This is a genomic window from Gordonia sp. UBA5067, from assembly GCF_002414845.1.
GTDB classification, from domain to species: domain Bacteria; phylum Actinomycetota; class Actinomycetes; order Mycobacteriales; family Mycobacteriaceae; genus Gordonia; species Gordonia defluvii.
The window spans coordinates 39,749-56,556 of record NZ_DIAX01000010.1 but is presented as its reverse complement, the minus strand read 5'-3'; the positions used below and the strand labels follow the sequence as shown (position 1 = coordinate 56,556).

Here is a 16,808-nt window from a genome sequence, read left to right as displayed (position 1 = left end):
ACCGTCAACTCACATTGACCTGGTAGAACACCGAATTCGGTCCGCCCGCGGCACGCGGCGAACTGCCCACGGTGACCCAGTACGTCTGCCGGTCCTTCGTGGCCGACAGAATCACTGTGCGCGTCCCGCCTTCCTCGGTCCGGCTGGACTCGGTGAAACCTGACTTCATCAGGGTGTCCACCGCGGCATCGAGCACATTGGGTCCGCCGTACCCGCCCTGGACTGTGAGCGACCATCCGTCGGCGCGCGTTCCAGTCGCCGCAATCAGCCGTCCGTCCAGCAGCGGGACCGCTTTGGCCGGGAAATCCGACGGCAGGGTCACGTCACCGGTCGGCCCCGACGACTCCGACGAGCTGCAGGCCCCGACCAGCCCGGCGATCGCCGCAATCAGCAGGACCAGCAGCGCGATCGCGCTGCGCCGGGTCAACCCTGAAGGAAAACGCGTCATACCTGCAACGGTAGGGTAAGAACCACGGGTGACCACGAAGTGACACCCCGCCGAAGACCGAAGTCGACCGATCTCGCCGGAGCGCCAGTGTTAGCCACCCTATTCGCACTCTCGCTCGCCGCGCTCGTCGCGCCGATCGTAATGTGGCGGCTGGGCCCCAAGGGTTTCTACGTCATTGCGCTCGCGCCCACCGCCGCGCTGGTCTGGCTGCTCACCCATTGGCCCACCGACGGACCGCGGGTCGAATCCGTTACCTGGATTCCGCGCCTGCACATGACGCTGGAAATGCGGTTGGACACGTTGTCGGCCGTCCTGGGCGTGCTCATCCTGGGCATCGGCGCACTCGTCCTCTGCTACTGCGCCAACTATTTCGACGCCATGCGCCCGCGCGTTGCGGTCTTCGGCGGCGAGATGCTCGCTTTCGCGGCGGCGATGTTCGGCCTGGTCACCTCCGACAACATGCTGGTCCTCTATGTTTTCTGGGAGGCCACCACCATCCTGTCGTTCCTGCTGGTGGGCTTCTATGGGATTCGCGCCAGTTCTCGGCGCGCCGCCACCCAGGCACTGCTCGTCACCACGCTGGGTGGCCTGGCCATGCTCGGCGGGATCATCGCCCTGGGCACCAAGACCGGCAGCTACCTGCTGTCAGACCTGGTCGCCCACCCACCCGCGGCATCGGTCTACGTCGATCTGGCAGTCGCGGCGATCCTCATCGGCGCCTTGTCCAAATCGGCCATCGTGCCACTGCACTTCTGGCTTCCCGGGGCCATGGCCGCGCCCACCCCGGTCAGCGCCTACCTGCACGCGGCGGCGATGGTCAAGGCCGGCGTCTACCTGGTCGCACGGTTGGCCCCGGGCTTCGCGACCCTGCCCGTGTGGCAGGTCATGGTCCTCGGCCTGGGTGCACTGACGATGCTGATCGGCGGTTGGCGATCCCTGCGCGAACTCGACCTCAAGCTGATCCTCGCCTTCGGCACCGTTTCGCAACTCGGATTCTTGATGGTCCTCCTCGGCTTCGGCGACGCCAACGTGGCCCTGGCCGGGATCACCATGCTGGTGGCGCACGCGATGTTCAAGGCGTCGCTATTCATGGTCGTCGGCATCATCGACCACTCGACCGGCACCCGAGACCTGCGCAAACTGGCCCGTCTCGGCCAGAAGATGCCGGTACTCGCGCTAATCGCCGCGGTTGCCGCGGCGAGCATGGCCGGGCTTCCGTTCACCTTCGGGTTCGTTGCGAAGGAGGCGGCCTTCGGGACGATCTGGACGTCGGGCGCACTGCCGGAGTGGCAATCGCACGGTATCGATCTGGTGTTGCTGACCGGCGCAATCATCACCATGGCGTATACGACGCGGTTTCTGTGGGGCGCCTTCGGGCGCAAGGTGCGGCCCGGACCGAGCCTCGCGGTCACCCGCGCCCTCCGCCCGGCGCCGATGTTCCTGCTGCCCCCGGCTGTTCTCGCCGTGGCCGGCATCGGCAGTGCCTTCTCTGCCGGCCTGCTCGGCAAGGTGTTCGAGCGATACGCCGACACCCTGCCGACCTGGGGTCACCCGATCGAACACCTCGGCCTGTGGCACGGCCTCGGGTTGCCGCTGCTGTTCTCAACCGTTGCCATGGTCGGCGGCATCAGTATGTTCCTGGTGGTCCGCGCACTGCGCGACCACCTGTTCGTCCGGCCGGCGGTCGTCAATGCCGACCGGATCTACGACGCGGCGCTGCGCGCGGTCGACGCCGCCTCGCTGGCAGTCACCCGCAGCACCCAACGCGGCTCGCTGCCCATCACGCAAGGCGTGATCCTCGTGACCGCCGTGGTCGTGCCGATGACGGCGCTGTTCGCCGGTGCGCGTTCGGTGATCGAACCCCAGGGGTTTGATGCCGCCACCCAAGGTGTCGTATCGGTCCTTATGCTCGCCGCGGCAATCGGGGTCGTCGTCCTTCGCAACCGCCTCGCCGCTGTGATCGCGATCGGCCTCAACGGCTACGGCTGCGTCGTTCTGTTCGCCCGTCACGGCGCACCCGACCTCGCGCTCACCCAGGCACTGGTGGAGACACTGACCCTGGTGATTTTCGTCCTCGTGCTGCGCAAGCTGCCCGCCGAGAGTCCAGCCCGCACCCGGGGCGCCGCGCCCACCACCCGCGCCGTTCGCGTGACGGTCGCTACCGCCGTTGGCGCCTCCGTAGCGGTCCTGTCGGTCTTTGCCGCTGCGGCCCGTAGTTCTCGGCCGCTGCACGAGATCATCCCCGATGTCGCCTATCGCGTCGGGCACGGCGCCAACGCGGTCAACGTGCTCCTCGTCGACATCCGCGCCTGGGACACCCTCGGCGAGATCTCGGTGCTCATCGTCGCCGCAACCGGCGTCGCGTCGATGGTGTTCCGCAATCGCCGCTTCGGGGCGGCGCCGCGTGTCGCCGACGCGACCAGCATCGGCGACACGCACCCGTCGGACCGCACGACCTGGCTCCTCGGCAGCGATCTGCGCGACCCCCGCCACCGGTCCCTCGTCCTGGAGGCCACCACACGACTGGTCTTCCCGACGATGGTCGTGCTGTCGGTGTTCTTCTTCTACACCGGCCACAACGCGCCGGGCGGCGGGTTCGCCGGCGGCCTGACGATGGGATTGGCCCTGGTCCTGCGCTACCTCGCCGGCGGTCGCTACGAACTCGGCGAGGCACTGCCGGTCGAGGCCGGCACCATCCTGGGCACGGGCCTGGCGATTTCGGCGGGCACTGCGGTGACATCCCTGTTCCTCGGCGCCCCCGCCCTCTCGTCGGCCATGGTCGAGCTCACCCTGCCCGTGTTGGGCGAGGTGAAGGTGGTCACGGCGCTGTTCTTCGATTTGGGCATCTACCTGATCGTCGTCGGGCTGGTCCTGGACATTCTGCGCAGCCTCGGGGCGCGCCTCGACGTCGAGTCGGGTGCCTGATGAGCGTCAACGTGCCCCTGGTCGTCGTCCTCGGCGGCATCGTCGCCTGCGGCGCGTACCTGTTGATGGATCGTTCGCTGATCAAGATGCTGCTCGGGCTGATGCTCATGGGCAATGCGGTCAACGTCCTCATCCTGGTGATCGCCGGTGGAAGCGGCAACCCGCCTGTTCGCGGCCAGGAGACCGCCGGACGAACCGTGGACGCCGACCCGCTGGCCCAGGCCATGATCCTGACGGCCATCGTCATCATGATGGGCGTGGCCGCCTTCGTGCTCGCCCTCGTCTACCGGTTGTTCGTCCTCAATCGTGACGAGGGCGACAACGACGACGATGTCGACGACGATCCCGAGGACGTCAAGATCCTCACCGGATCGCTCGACACCGCCGGCGACCGCGATCGCAGTGACGATCCCCTCACCCTCGCCGACACGACGGCGGGCGATCTGTTCGACGATGAGGGCCACCCACTCACCCCCGAGCAGTTCGAGGCACTGCACCGTACGATCATCGAAACCGACCTGCTCATGAGTGACGCCGACAGTGTCGTCGACGAGCTGCACAGCCCCGATGAAGACGACTTCTGCGTGCTGCCGAGCCCGGATGACGACGAATGCACGCCCGACGGTGCGACCCGCCGCGACGAACAGGGGTTCGACGCATGACCGTGCCCATCTCGTGGTTCCCCGCCCTCATCGTCATGCCAACCCTGGTGCCACTCATGGGCGCGGCGATCACGCTGGTCGCCGCGCGCAGTCCCCGACTGCAGCGCGTCGTCACCGTCCTCGCCATCAGTCTCAGCCTCGGTTCGTCGGTACTCATGCTGTTCGGGGTCAGCAAGCACGGCACGCAGGCCATTGCCATCGGCGGATGGGACGCCGACGTCGATGGTGCGCGCGGCAAGCGGCTCGGACCATTGGGCATCACCCTCGTCGTCGACCATTTGTCGGCGATGATGCTGGTCGTCTCGGGGACCGTGCTCCTCGCGGTTATCCTGTACGCCATCGGACAGGGTCTGCGCGACGGGACCGAGTCGCAACCGGTTTCGATCTTCCAGCCGACCTACCAGATCCTGTGCGCGGGCGTGTGCAACGCCTTCTTGGCCGGGGACCTGTTCAACCTGTATGTGTCATTCGAGGTGCTGCTCACCGCGAGCTACGTGCTGCTCACCGTCGGCGCCAGCGCCGATCGGGTCCGCGCCGGCGCGATGTACGTCATGGTTTCGATGACGTCGTCGCTGATCTTCCTCGTCGGCATCGCTTTCGCCTACGCGACGACGGGGACGCTGAACCTCGCCGAGATGTCGCTGCGCCTCAACGACGGGTCCGTCCCCGACGGCACCCGCAATGCGCTCTACGCGGTGTTACTGGTCGCGTTCGGCATCAAGGCCGCCGTATTCCCGCTGTCGACGTGGTTGCCCGACTCCTACCCGACCGCCCCGGCCCCGGTCACCGCGGTATTCGCCGGGTTGCTGACCAAAGTCGGCGTGTACGCGATCATCCGAGCCCACACCCTACTGTTCCCCGGCGGTTCGATGGACTCGGTGCTCATGGTCGCCGGCCTCCTGACGATGCTCGTGGGTATCGCCGGCGCGATCGCCCAGTCCGACATCAAGCGCCTGCTCTCGTTCACCCTCGTCAGCCACATCGGCTACATGGTGTTCGGCATCGCCCTATCGTCGAAAATCGGCATGGCGGCGGCAATCTTCTACGTCGCGCACCACATTCTGGTGCAGACCACCCTGTTCCTCGTCGTGGGTCTGATCGAACGTCAGGCCGGGTCGGCATCGCTACGAAGACTCGGCGGACTGATCGCCAGCCCGGTGCTGGCGATCCTCTACCTGATTCCTGCGCTCAACCTGGGCGGGATCCCGCCGTTCTCCGGGTTCATCGGCAAGGTTGCGCTACTGCAGGCCGGTTCCGTCGACGGATCGGTGCTCGCCTGGACGCTGGTCGTCGGCGGCCTGGTCACCAGTCTGCTCACGCTGTACGTCGTCGCCCGCATCTGGACCAAGGCATTCTGGCGAGCGCGCGCCGACGCACCCGAGGGCAACCTGTCCGATGAACGCCCGTCCGCGCTGATGGACGAGAGCACCGACATCGCCTACTCCGACCGCGACGACGTCGGGTCCATGCCGCCGGGCATGGTGATCCCAACCGCGGCCATGGTTGCCGTCGGCCTGGCAATGACGGTCTGGGCCGGACCGATAATGAACTACGCCGACCGCGCGGCAGCGGACATCATCAATCCCCGGGTCTATATCCACGCGGTGACCGGCATCGGCGCCCGCTACCCGGACGACACGAAACGGTCCGGCCACCACGAAGGGGGTCGGTGATGCGCGCGGCAGTGACCAACGCCTGGCGCCTGGCGCTGCTGGGCGTGTTCTGGGGGTTCGGCACGATCTTCGTCTGGATCGCCGGCCATGTCACGGTTCCGGGGTGGCTCGGCGGCGACGTCCGCGAAGTCGGTGTGCGGTTGTGGACCGCATCCTGGTTGACCTTCGTCTGGGTCCTGCTGTGGGGGACGATTTCCTGGGCCAACGTCATTGCCGGTCTCGCCGTCGCGCTAGGCATCATGACACTGCTGCCGTTGCCCCGCGTCCCCATCGAGGGCCGTCTCCACCCCGTCTCCATCACCCTTCTGGTTCTGCGCCTGATCGTGGACTTCTGCCTTTCCTCCATGCAGGTCGCCTGGGCGGCGATCCGGCCGGCGCGGCCGCCGCTGGGCGCGGTGGTCCGGCGCCGCGTCGCAATCAAGTCCGACATGGTCCTGACCCTGGCCATCAACTACATCAACCTGGTCCCGGGGACTATCGTGGTCGAGATCGACCACCGCCGGCGGCTGCTCTACATTCACGTTTTCGACCTGTCGTCGCCGAAGAAGGTCGCACAATTCGATAAGCAGATCGCCTTTGTCGAACGGGCTTTCATCCATGCTTTTGAGCGCGACAGCGAGTGGCACCCGAGTCCCTACCACGGGATCGACGACGAGTACCACAACCGGGTGCTCGCCCAGCGCGACGCCGATGGAAGAGAGCCGCGATGAGTACCTTCGATCTACTCTGGCTGGCCGCCGGATCGATGCTCATCCTGGCCGGGATCCTCACATCGATACGCGTCTTGGGCGGCCCGACCACCCTGGACCGGCTCGTCGCGCTCGACATGGCGATCGCACTGACGATGTGCGCGCTGGCCCTGTGGGCCGGAATCAGCGGCGACTCCACCGTGCTCTCAGCCGTCGTCGCCATTGCCCTGGTGAACTTCATCGGGTCGATCGCCGTCGCCCGTTTCCGCGTTCGAGACGACCGCCAATGAGTGCCGTCGAGATCATCAGCACCGTCCTGGTGCTCGTCGGGGCAGCGGTCGCCCTGACCGCATCGATCGGTGTGTTGCGCTTTCGGGACACCCTCTCGCGGATGCACCCAGCGACGAAACCGCAGACCTTCGGGCTCCTGCTGGTGTTCTCCGGCGCGGGGGTGCGGCTCGGCCACAACGTCGACGTCGGGATGCTGATTCTGGCGGGTCTGTTCGCGCTGATAACCGCACCGGTCGTCGCCCAGCGCGTCGGACAGCTGGCCTATCGGGAGCAGCGCGCCGACAGCGGACTCACTCGCTCGCCCACCGAGGTCCCGACCCGCGACGAATAGCCGTCACCGCGCCGAGTCTTTCCGTCGCGCTTTGCGGAGCTGGCGCTTCTTGCCGAACTGACGGGACTTCGAGCGGTGCGACAGCCGGCGGCGCATGCGGCCGAAGACGAGCACCGTCGACATGACCACCAGCGCGAGAATCAAGCTCACCTGCACGGACTTGTCGCCGACAACGGTGACGACGCCGAGCAGCGCCACCGCCAACACCAGCAGGATCTCCCGCAGTTCGGCATAGAAGCGGTGCAAGCGCCCGGGCCGCACCCGGACGGTGCCGAGCGTCTGACCGTTGACGTTGAGCCGGGAGCGCAACTCCGCGTCAACGAAGGCCATCGGCAAATCCTGGTTGACACCGAGGGTTTCGGTGGCTGCGGGGAACCGCGCACCCCAGGAACCTCCGGTGACCCTGCGCCGGTTTTCCTCGACGTCGGCGGGGACCTCAAACACCTTGAGAACGACCGACGGGACCTCGCCATCCTCGTCCGGGGCGCCCTCCATCACGACGTAGTCGCCCCCCTCGACGCCGAGGATGTCGATCGCCAACCGCGACATGAGCACGATGTCGCGCTCGGCCGAGGCAGGGTCGGCCAGGGTTACCCGCATCGTCAGGTAGGTCGGCTTCCCGAGCATCCAGTCGAACCAGCGAATCCGGTCGACGCGCGCCGGCCGGATCGCAACGATGTCGCCCCGCTCAAGTCCGCAGCCCATCCGCAGGACGTGGTCGATTTGGGCGTGGCCGTCGGCCGGTTCGGCCGGATCGGCCGGGTCGTAGGGATGCAGCGCGGCCAGTGCCGCCGGCGCGGCCGATCCGTGCCGCGCGGCGAGTTGGGCAGAACGGATCGACACCAGCTTCGGATTGTTCAGCCGGGCGGCGTCGTCGCGACTCAGCCGGATGACGGATTTTCCGCCACGGTCGATCCCATCGGGACTTGCACCGACCCAGGCGAGCATCTCGCCGGCCAATTCGCCGGGGGCCGGCGCACGCGCGTCGTCGGGCGCACCGGCCGGCAACATCGAACCGTATCGACGGGGGACGCTGCCCATCTCGTCGGGCAGGTCGAAAAAGGGGTTGTCGGGCCGCAGTCGCCCGCAGCGCCCGATCGCCGCAGTCAACTCCGCGCCGGAGAGATCGCCTGGGGCGCCATCGGCCGGCGGGTTGATCTCGGGGTCGGCGTGCAACGACGCCATTAGATCGGCCTGGTTGAGCCCGGATTCCGGCGCAGCACTGTCGGTGCCCGGCAGCCACATCCGGATGGGCGTGCCGGCACGGTCGGCGAGGACCCCGCCGCCGGCCACATACGCGTAGGCGCCCGCCAGCGCCTCGCCGGTCTCAAGCGCAACGCTGACCCCCTGAGCCGCGTCGAGCCAGACGCGCCGGTAGTACGGCGACTCGGACTCGTCGAGTTCGGCCAGCTGACGGTCGTCGAGGAACTGCACCGCCAGCACCGCCTCGGCGTCGCGGTCCGGATAGGCGGTTGCCGGAACATAGCCGAACTGCGAGACGAACGGGGTGTACCCCACCGCCACGCCACGGACCCGAGCCCGGATGGACGGTACGAACAGCGTCTCGGGGCGGTCGCGGAACTTATGCCGCAATTGCGCGGGCGCAGCATTGGATCCGATGGCCAGCACCGGCGCCCGAGCGTCAATCGACGCGCATTTCTCACGTTCGGCGAGCCGGTTCAGCTGAACCGCCGAGGAGTCCTTCCGGTCCGCGGCCAACACGCTGCGCACCCGGCACACCCCCAGGCGGACCGGTGGAGTCTGCGCCCAGGCCAGGGCCGACCCATAACGATCGACAACCTTCCACATCCGGTCCGCAGCGACGACGACCGAGTCCGGCGGCCATACCCCCGGATAGGTCTGGGGCACCAGCCGCGGGGCCGCCTTCAGATCAAACAGTTGCTCTTCGTCATATGGCCCGGGCGCATTCGCCGCGCCGGTCTCCCCCATCTGGCGGTTCAGCCGGCGTCGATGACGCCGCAGGCGGCGCGGCCGCCGGCGTCGCCGGTGGCGAGGGTCTTCTCGTCGGGTCCGGGGCGTCCGTCGGCGCTGTAGCGGTCCGGAATGTTGCCGAAGTTGTCAGCACCAGCGTGGATGACCAGCGCTTTGCCGGTGATCTGCGCGAGGGTGACAGCCTCGGACGAAGTCGTGGTGGTGCCGGCACCGGAGTCGTCGATGTAGATCGAGACGAGGTCACCGCTGGACGGGTGACCGGTGTGCCCGTCGACCTGGAGGTGGCCGCCGGCGCTGGCGAATGGTTCGGCCCCATCGGGATTGCAGACGCCGTTGGAATGGATGTGCATGCCATGGAAGCCGGGAGTCAGGCCCCGCGCCACGTTGACGAAGACCTTGACGCCCTTGCCGGACTTGGTGAACACCGCCGTCCCGATTTGCTGCCGCTTGGCGTCGATGAGTTTGGCCGTCGCCTGGTCGGACTGACTCTCATTCTGCTCACTCCCGTGCCCGGGCTCGATAACGCCGCCCGGCGCACCCTGGTCACCGGTGACCACGGTGGGGTTGGTGCCCTTCACGTTCGAGGGTTCTTCAGAGTTGCTGCATCCGGCCAGAGCCAGGCCGAGCGCCGCAGCGGCCGCGACGACCGCGACGGGCCTGCGGTGAGTACGCAAAATGGTGGTGTTCACGGGTATGCCTCTCATTCGGTGATAGCGATGACCAGCACACCATCGGCGCATGCCGGGAGTTTCAACGAGTTCGACGGGCGCGGTTCGACGCTGTACCCGCCGCCGAGATCGGTGGCGACTTGCTTGGCCGCGACCTCGGTTCCCGGCCGGTAGAAGATCGTGTTCTCATTCAGTGTGCTCGACAACATGTTGGCCGGCTCGGCCGTCTTGTAGCCCTTCGTCTTCAGCTGCTCGGTCACCGAACCGGCGAGGCCGGAAACGCTGCCCGCGTTGACGACGCAGACTTTCGTCGACGACGCGGCGACCGACGTGTCAGCGACGGCCTCCGACGGCGGCGTGGCCCCACTCGGACGTGGCGCGCTCGGCGCGGCGACGGGCCCGGCCTGGTTAGTGGACCCGGTAGCGAGCCGGTGGGCGCCAAGGCCGAAGAAGACGATCGCCACGGCAAGCAACAGCATCGCTCCAGCACGCAGCGGCAGACGGTTGGTATCGCGTTCGGTTGTCATCAAATCCGAGTCTATCCCAGGGCCCGCATCGATCTCAGGGTCCAGCGCTACTGGGAGAGGTCAAAGCCCAGGCGCCGTGCGGCACGAGCCTTCTGGCGAGACGCGCGCAGTCGGCGGAGCCTCTTGACCAGCATCGGATCTGCAGCCAGCGCCTCAGGCCGGTCGACGAGCGCATTCAGCACCTGGTAATACCGGGTGGCGGAAAGGCTGAAGAGCTCTTTGATCGCGTCTTCTTTCGCGCCGGCGTACTTCCACCATTGGCGTTCGAACGACAAAATCTCATGGTCGCGGCGCGACAGGCCATCGGCGCCGACCTCGTTCGGGTCGAGATTGGGATCCGCCCCCGCCGTGTGGCTCTGCCGGCTTCGCGCAGTCGCCCCGTCCATTACGCTCCCTCGACGCTTCCCGATCTTCTGTCACATGCCGACTCATCCGCTACCGCCGGTGTGACTCGGTAGTTATCTAACCACGGCGGCGCCACGGATCCGCACCGTGACGCGCCGTGATTGCCGGTGTCCCAATCGAACTGCGTAATCTGTTCGGCATGGCGATTCTTCCTATCTGCATCGTCGGCGAACCGGTATTGCACGAGCCGACCACCCTGGTGCCCCTGGACGAGAACGGCAGACCCACCGCGGAAGACATCGCGCTCCTCGACGACATGTACGCGACCATGGACGCGGCCAACGGGGTCGGTCTCGCGGCGAACCAGATCGGTGTCGGTAAGCGCATGTTCGTCTTCGACTGCCCCGCCGGCGAGTCACGGGCGGGGACGCGTCGCCGCGGCGAGGTCATCAACCCGGTGTTGGAGACCTCGGACATTCCCGAGACGATGCCCGATCCCGACGACAATGACGAAGGTTGCCTGTCGGTGCCGGGCGAACAATTCCCCACCGGCCGGGCCGACTGGGCGCGCGTCACCGGCGTCGACCGCACGGGCGCGGAAGTGGAACTCGAGGGGACGGGCTTCTTCGCCCGGATGCTTCAGCACGAGACCGGCCACCTCGATGGGCTGCTGTACGTCGATGTCCTCGTCGGCCGCAATGCCCGCGCGGCGAAGAAGACCATCAAGAAGAACGGTTGGGGCATCCCGGGGCTGACCTGGATGCCCGGCGAGGTCGCCGACCCGTTCGGGCACGACGACCACGACGACGCCGACTGACCCATGTTCATCGGCGACCGGGTCGTGGTGCGGTATCGACTGGGCCCCGGCGCGCCCGGCGACTGGCGGGGAGCGGACGGGGCCACCCTGTCCGACGTCACCGGAGTCATCCTCGATGCCGGCGACCCGTTGATCCTGACTCGCGCGGCCCCGGCCGCGGTGGCCTCGGACGACAGGGTGCGCATCCCCGCCGAGCTCGTGTCGGCGGTGCGCCTCCTGCCCTATCGCGCGGTCCGCAACCGCGAGATCCGCGATGTCGCCCTGCGTGCTGTCGAGGCCGTCGAAACCGGCGAGATCGCCGGTTGGCGGGTGCGACTCGGTATTCCGCCGGACGATCCCCACCCGGTGAGCACCGCGGTCCCCGCGCGGCTCGGCGCCCGCCTCGACGCGGCCACCGAATCCGCGCTCCAGCAGTGGTTCGCACCACGCGGATTGCCGCCCATCATCGAACTCCCCGAGCGCCTCGTCGCCGGGGCCGCGATCGGTGTTGCCGTCGGCGGCGAGTTCCACCGGCTGGTACGGGTGGCCGGCGACGGCACCGAGTCCACCATTGTCACGGTTTCCGCCGACGATGTGCCGCGGGGCACCGCGCTGCGCGCCGACGGGTACGCACTGCACCACCGGGTGACCTACCGGCAGTTGGGGCCTTAAACTCAACCCCGATGCGCTCCTCAATCCCTGCTGCCGCGACCTGGTTGGCCCTCGGCGTCGCGGCCACCGTCCTCGTCGTCGGCCTCATCTGGCTTCTCGGCGGGTTCGGCAGCGGTGCCGACTCGCCGGGCAGCGCTGTCCGCGGCGGCCCGGCCGCGGTCCAGCAGCACCCGAACACCGGAAATGGCGCTGTCCATCGGGGGCCCGCTCACAAGGCCACCGTTCCGGACCGGGTCGTGCACACCCTGTCCCTCGTCGACGCCGGGCAGTGGCCCGCGGCAGCGAACGCCCCGGGCACGCTGGGCGGGCGCACCTTCCGTAACAACGAGGGCCGACTTCCCCGGACCGATTCGGCTGGGGCACGGGCCCGCTACCAGGAGTGGGACGTCAACCCCAAGGCACCGGGGCGCAGCCGCGACGCGGAGCGCATCATCACCGGCGCCGACGGGGCGGCCTGGTACACCCTCGACCACTACCGCTCGTTCCACCAGATCCGGGGGCCCCAGCAGTGAGCACTACCCACGCCACCGTCGACGACTTCCTGGCCGCGACCGCAACGGGCGGTTCGCCCATCGCGCTGCGCACCGTCGGCGCGCCGGCCCGGACGCCGCGCACTGCGCTGGTCGGGGTCGCCGCGCGGCGCATTGACGCCCACACGGCCCGCACCCTGCCCGGGCTGTACCGCACGATCGCCGCGGCCTGGGACTTCCCCGCGCATTTCGGTATGAACAAGGACGCCTTCGACGATTGCATGGGTGATCTTCCCGCTGCCAAGCGCGGATACCTCACCGAGATCGTCGACCCCGCCGCACTGCTGGACCAGTCCCCCGGGGAACTGTCGTGGTTCATCGACTCGATCTCCTTCTACGCCGGCGAGTACGCACCTGCCCGCCAGTTCGGGGTGCTGCTGCTCGCGCCGCGGGCAACAGTCGCACCCACCGTTCAGGCATGGACCGCGGCCGGTGCCGATGTGGTGACGGTGCGATAGCCCATGCGTCTGGCCTCCTGGAATGTCAACTCGATCCGCGCGCGGTCGGAGTCGGTTGTTGCCTGGGCGCAGCAATCCGATATCGACGTGCTCGCAATTCAGGAGACCAAGTGCACCGATGACGGATTTCCGGTGATGAGCTTCCTCGCCGCCGGGTACGACGTCGCGTTCACCGGGTCCGGGGGCTACAACGGCGTCGCGATCGCCTCACGCGTCGGACTCGACTCCGTGGAATATGGCTTCGAGGGCCAGCCAGCGTACGACGGTACGACCGAGGCTCGCGCACTCTCCGCGCTGTGCGACGGGGTGCGGGTGTGGAGCTTGTATGTCCCCAACGGCCGAGCGCAGGGCGACCCGCACTTCGCCTACAAACTCGACTGGCTCGCGGCCTTGCGCGATCGCGCCGCACTCTGGCTGGCGCACGACCCGGCCGCACAGATCGCACTCGCCGGGGACTGGAACGTCGCGCCCACCGACGACGATGTGTGGGATCCTGCGGCGTTCACCGGCAAGACGCACGTCACCGACGAAGAGCGGGCGGCGTTCGCCTCATTCGCCGACACCGGCTACGCCGATGCGGCCGCCCCCTACCTCGAGACGGCGAGAACCTACACCTTCTGGGACTATCAGCAGCTGCGATTCCCCCGCAACGAGGGCATGCGCATCGACTTCGTGCTCTGCTCACCCGCGCTGAACGACCGGGTCTTCGGGGCCAGTGTCGACAAGTCGGCCCGCAAGCTCCCCGGGGCGAGCGACCACGCCCCGGTGGTGCTCGACCTGCATTGACTCGACCTGCATTGAGAAGCGGCCCGAACACCGCGTCCGCGCCTCAGGTGGGCGCGACGGCCCCGGTGACGAGCGTGTCGACGCCGGCCAGAAAGTCGTCGATCGCGGGCCACGTGTGGATTGCCGCGTCGGGACCGGCGAGCAGCCCGAGATGACTGGATTCGACGGTGGTGAACTGCAGATGGGGTGATCGGCTCAGGAGGTCCACGCCGTGTCGTGCGGCGCCCCATGTGCACAGCGCGTCCCGATGACTGCCGAACAGTTGCACGGGGACATCGATATCGGCCAAGTCCACGGTGTGGCCGTCGAAGTCCAGCACCCCGCCCACGAGTTCGTCGCGGTAGATAAAGCACTCCCACATCTGCTCGACAAGCCGGCCCGGGTACCCGGGGAAGTCGCGTTGGAAACGATCGATCGTTTCCATCCGTCTCAGCGTTTCGGTCTCCCCGAGGTGAGTCGCAATGAACCAGGGCTTCTTGGCCTCTCGGTCCCAGGACGTCGCTCGATAGGCGACCTGGACCAGCGGGGCCGGGACCCCGCCGAGCAGTCGCAACAGAACCGTCGGCGCCATTCCGCCGGTCGGCTTGGTGAGCGCACGCGCCAGCGGATAGCCCGGCAGTTGGTTGTAGTCCAGCGGAGTCGCGACGGTGACGACACTTCGGACCCGCCGCGTCTGCACCGGTTGCGCGGCGGTGGTCAGCAGAGACAGGGTGCCGCCCAGGCTCCAGCCGTACAGGTCGACCTGTGGGGCCCGGTAGTCATCCAGGACGCGACCGATCGCCTCGGGAATGATGTCGGTGATGAAATCGCCGAACCCCATCGCGCGATCGGCATAGGAGATTGCACCGAAGTCGAGGACATAGGGAACGCGGCCGGAGTCGCGCAGGTGCGCGACCACCGAGTGGTCGGCCGAGAGGTCATAGCAACTCGCCGGTGCGGCAATCGGCGGTACCAGCAGGACCGGCATCCGTCCGGCCTCGCGCGCAGCACGCACCTGGTCGTCGTCGGCATACCGGCGCACAGTGCGATGGTCGCCGGTGGCGATGGCGATGCTGTCGGTGCGGTGGCGCGGAGCGATGCCGCCGCCCAGCGACAGGGCCCAAAGGTTGCGCAGGCCCCGGCCCGCAGCAGATAGATCGACCATCGCCCCATCTTACCGATGGGTCAGTTCAGGTGGCGATCACCTCGGCCGACCGACGGCCCAGTAGGCGCGCGACGTCACCGCGGCGCGGGGAAGACCGAACTCCTGGCGGAACAGGCCGGCGACCTTCCGGGTCGACCCCGCCTCCGCCGCGACCCACGCGTGATAACCGGTGGCGTTGAACGCGGCCGCACGCACCGCATCCACCATCGTCGACCCAGTCCCGGTGCGCGACAGCCACTCAACCCGGTGATGTTCGCGGACCCGCAGCGGAAGCGTGAACTCGTCCTCGTGCTGGTACTCCATCCAGATGGTGATCGGCACATCCGGCGACTCCGACGCCTCGATGGCGTCGAGCAACGAGTTGACCGCCGGCAACGCCGCCGCGTCACCGACGATCAGCCACCCGTCGGGCGACGGCTCGGGCAATGCATAGTTCGAACCCATGACAGTCGCCGGAATTTCGTCGCCGACAAACGTGGTCTGCGCCCAGCGGGCCGCCGCACCGTCGTGGATGGCGAACTCGACGAAGAAGGTTCCGGTCGCCGGATCGGGATCGACCACGGTGTACCCGCGTTGATGCAGCCTGCCGTCCCGCTCAAACCACAGCCGAATCCACATCGTCGGGTGCAGTGCCGTGCGGGCCAGTAGTCCGCCATCGGCAAAGTGCACGCGCACGTAGTGGTCGGTGATGCTCTCAACACCGGCCACGGTCAACAGAAAGTCGTCGGCGCGCAGCAGTTTGAGTACCGCGCCCTGCCATCCACGGGATGGAACTTGGGCAACCATCGACGTCATGATGATAGGTTATCATAACCTAATTCGACTGATGGAATCCCGTCACCGACGCCGTCACACAGCCGCGAGGCGAACCTGCCCGGGATGGGTCTCGAGGTAGTGCCGGGTGAACGTGCACACCGGTCGCAACCGGGCCCCCGTCTGCTTGATGTAGTCGACGGCCGACCGCGTGAGGCGCGTTGCCAGCCCGTGGCCGGTGTACTCGTCGTACAAGACCGTGTGCAGCACCGTGACGACATCGCCGTCGACCGCGTGCTCGGCGTGGTAACCGAGTACGCCGACAAGATCGCCCGCCACCCACAATTCGAACCGCTCCCGGTCCGGGTTGTGCGTGACCTGGCTGATCTGCTGCAGGATCTGCTCCGCCGCCTGTGGTGGCTTCTTCCGATGCTTCATCATGCCGGACTCCGTACTATCTGTGTCCCTCATAGGAGTAATCGTATGTGACCCCCTTCACATTACCTAGCGTGGGACAGGAGTGACCCCTGTGACAACACAGTCGCCATCAAGCTGAGACCCGGCAGTTACTGTCGTAGGCTGGTCATGCGGGGATTCCCGCACACAACCCCATAAAACGCGGGGGCTCTCACGCACCGAGGGCTGAGATGGCGACGGGCGGTCGCCGACCGCCTGAACCTGTCCGGGTAATGCCGGCGTAGGGAGAAGTCATGAGTTCGCGCACCGCCGACACGGCAGCCACGGTCACCACCGGCCCGATCGAGGGAAGCTCCAAGCACTATCTGACGGTCGAACACCTGCGCATCCCGCAGCGCCGGGTTCACCTCACCAATGGCGAGCACCTGGACCTCTACGACACATCGGGGCCCTACACCGATACGACGGCGACGATCAGCGTCGAAGCCGGCCTCGCCCCAACCCGCAACGACTGGGACCGACCGGACCCGGTCGATGGCGCCGCCACCCAACTCGCCTGGGCCCGCGCTGGAATCATTACCGACGAAATGCGGTTCATCGCCGCGCGGGAAGGTGTCGACGCCGAGCTGGTCCGCAGCGAGGTCGCCCGCGGGCGCGCCGTCATCCCCGCGAATCATCGTCATCCGGAACTGGAACCGACGATCATCGGCAAGCAATTCCTGGTCAAGATCAACGCCAAC

Annotated in this window: 20 protein-coding genes and 1 riboswitch; of the genes, 12 read left to right on the top strand and 8 right to left on the bottom strand. The window is 67.5% G+C overall.

The features are described 5' to 3' along the window. Positions 1–4: 4 nt before the first annotated feature. Positions 5–448 (bottom strand): hypothetical protein, encoded by a 444-nt coding sequence (locus tag B4M62_RS01850; protein WP_290704318.1) that lies wholly within the window; start codon positions 446–448, stop codon positions 5–7. An 87-nt stretch (positions 449–535) separates the two neighbouring features. Here B4M62_RS01850 and B4M62_RS01845 point away from each other — a divergent pair, with 87 nt between their 5' ends. Genes B4M62_RS01845 through B4M62_RS01820 form a run of 6 tightly spaced genes read left to right on the top strand, consistent with a single transcriptional unit; the run spans position 536 to position 7,019 of the window. Further along, complete coding sequence (locus B4M62_RS01845; RefSeq protein ID WP_290704315.1) at positions 536–3,373, top strand: Na+/H+ antiporter subunit A; 2,838 nt, start codon at positions 536–538, stop codon at positions 3,371–3,373. Then, entirely contained in the window at positions 3,373–4,035 is a 663-nt protein-coding gene (locus B4M62_RS01840; RefSeq protein WP_290704312.1) for a Na(+)/H(+) antiporter subunit C, read from the top strand. The genes B4M62_RS01845 and B4M62_RS01840 overlap by 1 nt, the downstream gene beginning before the upstream one ends. After that, complete coding sequence (locus B4M62_RS01835) at positions 4,032–5,708, top strand: Na+/H+ antiporter subunit D (protein ID WP_290704309.1); 1,677 nt, start codon at positions 4,032–4,034, stop codon at positions 5,706–5,708. The genes B4M62_RS01840 and B4M62_RS01835 overlap by 4 nt, the downstream gene beginning before the upstream one ends. After that, positions 5,708–6,418 (top strand): Na+/H+ antiporter subunit E, encoded by a 711-nt coding sequence (locus B4M62_RS01830; RefSeq protein ID WP_290704305.1) that lies wholly within the window; start codon positions 5,708–5,710, stop codon positions 6,416–6,418. The genes B4M62_RS01835 and B4M62_RS01830 overlap by 1 nt, the downstream gene beginning before the upstream one ends. Continuing rightward, positions 6,415–6,687 (top strand): monovalent cation/H+ antiporter complex subunit F, encoded by a 273-nt coding sequence (locus tag B4M62_RS01825; protein WP_290704302.1) that lies wholly within the window; start codon positions 6,415–6,417, stop codon positions 6,685–6,687. The genes B4M62_RS01830 and B4M62_RS01825 overlap by 4 nt, the downstream gene beginning before the upstream one ends. After that, positions 6,684–7,019 (top strand): monovalent cation/H(+) antiporter subunit G, encoded by a 336-nt coding sequence (locus B4M62_RS01820; RefSeq protein WP_290704299.1) that lies wholly within the window; start codon positions 6,684–6,686, stop codon positions 7,017–7,019. The genes B4M62_RS01825 and B4M62_RS01820 overlap by 4 nt, the downstream gene beginning before the upstream one ends. Before the next feature lie 3 nt (positions 7,020–7,022). Here B4M62_RS01820 and B4M62_RS01815 read toward each other — a convergent pair whose 3' ends face one another. From B4M62_RS01815 to B4M62_RS01800, 4 genes are read right to left on the bottom strand one after another with little or no spacing between them, the layout of a single operon-like run. Further along, positions 7,023–8,969: a hypothetical protein gene (locus B4M62_RS01815; protein WP_290704296.1), complete on the bottom strand. Its 1,947-nt coding sequence runs from the start codon at positions 8,967–8,969 to the stop codon at positions 7,023–7,025. An 8-nt stretch (positions 8,970–8,977) separates the two neighbouring features. Further along, positions 8,978–9,667, bottom strand: a complete 690-nt coding sequence (locus B4M62_RS01810; RefSeq protein ID WP_414651758.1) for a superoxide dismutase family protein — start codon at positions 9,665–9,667, stop codon at positions 8,978–8,980. 5 nt (positions 9,668–9,672) lie between these two features. Next, entirely contained in the window at positions 9,673–10,167 is a 495-nt protein-coding gene (locus tag B4M62_RS01805) for a LytR C-terminal domain-containing protein (protein WP_290704290.1), read from the bottom strand. Positions 10,168–10,214: 47 nt separating this feature from the next. After that, a complete protein-coding gene (locus tag B4M62_RS01800; protein ID WP_290704288.1) occupies positions 10,215–10,553 on the bottom strand; it encodes a DUF3263 domain-containing protein in 339 nt (112 codons plus the stop codon). Positions 10,554–10,711: 158 nt separating this feature from the next. On the opposite strand from B4M62_RS01800, the gene B4M62_RS01795 reads away from it, so the two are divergent. Genes B4M62_RS01795 through B4M62_RS01775 form a run of 5 tightly spaced genes read left to right on the top strand, consistent with a single transcriptional unit; the run spans position 10,712 to position 13,754 of the window. Then, positions 10,712–11,329, top strand: coding sequence for a peptide deformylase (locus B4M62_RS01795; RefSeq protein ID WP_290704285.1), 618 nt, complete (start codon positions 10,712–10,714; stop codon positions 11,327–11,329). A 3-nt stretch (positions 11,330–11,332) separates the two neighbouring features. Continuing rightward, entirely contained in the window at positions 11,333–11,980 is a 648-nt protein-coding gene (locus tag B4M62_RS01790; RefSeq protein WP_290704282.1) for a hypothetical protein, read from the top strand. Between the two features lie 11 nt (positions 11,981–11,991). Continuing rightward, on the top strand, positions 11,992–12,492 hold the full coding sequence (locus B4M62_RS01785; protein WP_290704279.1) for a ribonuclease domain-containing protein: 501 nt from the start codon (positions 11,992–11,994) through the stop codon (positions 12,490–12,492). Continuing rightward, positions 12,489–12,968: a barstar family protein gene (locus B4M62_RS01780; RefSeq protein WP_290704276.1), complete on the top strand. Its 480-nt coding sequence runs from the start codon at positions 12,489–12,491 to the stop codon at positions 12,966–12,968. Before B4M62_RS01785 ends, B4M62_RS01780 begins: the two co-directional genes overlap by 4 nt. A gap of 3 nt (positions 12,969–12,971) precedes the next feature. After that, positions 12,972–13,754 (top strand): exodeoxyribonuclease III, encoded by a 783-nt coding sequence (locus B4M62_RS01775; protein WP_290704273.1) that lies wholly within the window; start codon positions 12,972–12,974, stop codon positions 13,752–13,754. 43 nt (positions 13,755–13,797) lie between these two features. On the opposite strand, the gene B4M62_RS01770 is transcribed toward B4M62_RS01775, so the two are convergent. Genes B4M62_RS01770 through B4M62_RS01760 form a run of 3 tightly spaced genes read right to left on the bottom strand, consistent with a single transcriptional unit; the run spans position 13,798 to position 16,122 of the window. Then, positions 13,798–14,898, bottom strand: a complete 1,101-nt coding sequence (locus B4M62_RS01770) for an alpha/beta fold hydrolase (protein WP_290704270.1) — start codon at positions 14,896–14,898, stop codon at positions 13,798–13,800. A 36-nt stretch (positions 14,899–14,934) separates the two neighbouring features. Continuing rightward, positions 14,935–15,693, bottom strand: coding sequence for a siderophore-interacting protein (locus B4M62_RS01765; RefSeq protein WP_290704267.1), 759 nt, complete (start codon positions 15,691–15,693; stop codon positions 14,935–14,937). Positions 15,694–15,747: 54 nt separating this feature from the next. Further along, positions 15,748–16,122 carry a GNAT family N-acetyltransferase gene (locus tag B4M62_RS01760; RefSeq protein ID WP_290704264.1) on the bottom strand — a complete coding sequence of 125 codons (375 nt, stop codon included), beginning with the start codon at positions 16,120–16,122 and terminating at the stop codon, positions 15,748–15,750. Between the two features lie 137 nt (positions 16,123–16,259). Next, positions 16,260–16,372: riboswitch (TPP riboswitch) on the top strand. Between B4M62_RS01760 and B4M62_RS01755 the strand changes: the two genes are divergently transcribed. Then, positions 16,362–16,808 (top strand): phosphomethylpyrimidine synthase ThiC (locus B4M62_RS01755; protein WP_290704260.1); only part of this gene is annotated, 447 nt, incomplete at its 3' end. It overlaps the preceding riboswitch by 11 nt.

Bases quoted from the DNA above. Each gene is read 5' to 3' on its own strand.
- B4M62_RS01840 (WP_290704312.1), top strand. From the start codon at position 3,373: ATGAGCGTCAACGTGCCCCTGGTCGTCGTCCTCGGCGGCATCGTCGCC.
- B4M62_RS01805 (WP_290704290.1), bottom strand. From the start codon at position 10,167: ATGACAACCGAACGCGATACCAACCGTCTGCCGCTGCGTGCTGGAGCG.
- B4M62_RS01835 (WP_290704309.1), top strand. From the start codon at position 4,032: ATGACCGTGCCCATCTCGTGGTTCCCCGCCCTCATCGTCATGCCAACC.
- B4M62_RS01820 (WP_290704299.1), top strand. From the start codon at position 6,684: ATGAGTGCCGTCGAGATCATCAGCACCGTCCTGGTGCTCGTCGGGGCA.
- B4M62_RS01785 (WP_290704279.1), top strand. From the start codon at position 11,992: ATGCGCTCCTCAATCCCTGCTGCCGCGACCTGGTTGGCCCTCGGCGTC.
- B4M62_RS01830 (WP_290704305.1), top strand. From the start codon at position 5,708: ATGCGCGCGGCAGTGACCAACGCCTGGCGCCTGGCGCTGCTGGGCGTG.
- B4M62_RS01825 (WP_290704302.1), top strand. From the start codon at position 6,415: ATGAGTACCTTCGATCTACTCTGGCTGGCCGCCGGATCGATGCTCATC.
- B4M62_RS01770 (WP_290704270.1), bottom strand. From the start codon at position 14,898: ATGGTCGATCTATCTGCTGCGGGCCGGGGCCTGCGCAACCTTTGGGCC.
- B4M62_RS01800 (WP_290704288.1), bottom strand. From the start codon at position 10,553: ATGGACGGGGCGACTGCGCGAAGCCGGCAGAGCCACACGGCGGGGGCG.
- B4M62_RS01850 (WP_290704318.1), bottom strand. From the start codon at position 448: ATGACGCGTTTTCCTTCAGGGTTGACCCGGCGCAGCGCGATCGCGCTG.
- B4M62_RS01815 (WP_290704296.1), bottom strand. From the start codon at position 8,969: ATGGGGGAGACCGGCGCGGCGAATGCGCCCGGGCCATATGACGAAGAG.
- B4M62_RS01760 (WP_290704264.1), bottom strand. From the start codon at position 16,122: ATGAGGGACACAGATAGTACGGAGTCCGGCATGATGAAGCATCGGAAG.
- B4M62_RS01765 (WP_290704267.1), bottom strand. From the start codon at position 15,693: ATGACGTCGATGGTTGCCCAAGTTCCATCCCGTGGATGGCAGGGCGCG.
- B4M62_RS01775 (WP_290704273.1), top strand. From the start codon at position 12,972: ATGCGTCTGGCCTCCTGGAATGTCAACTCGATCCGCGCGCGGTCGGAG.
- B4M62_RS01790 (WP_290704282.1), top strand. From the start codon at position 11,333: ATGTTCATCGGCGACCGGGTCGTGGTGCGGTATCGACTGGGCCCCGGC.
- B4M62_RS01795 (WP_290704285.1), top strand. From the start codon at position 10,712: ATGGCGATTCTTCCTATCTGCATCGTCGGCGAACCGGTATTGCACGAG.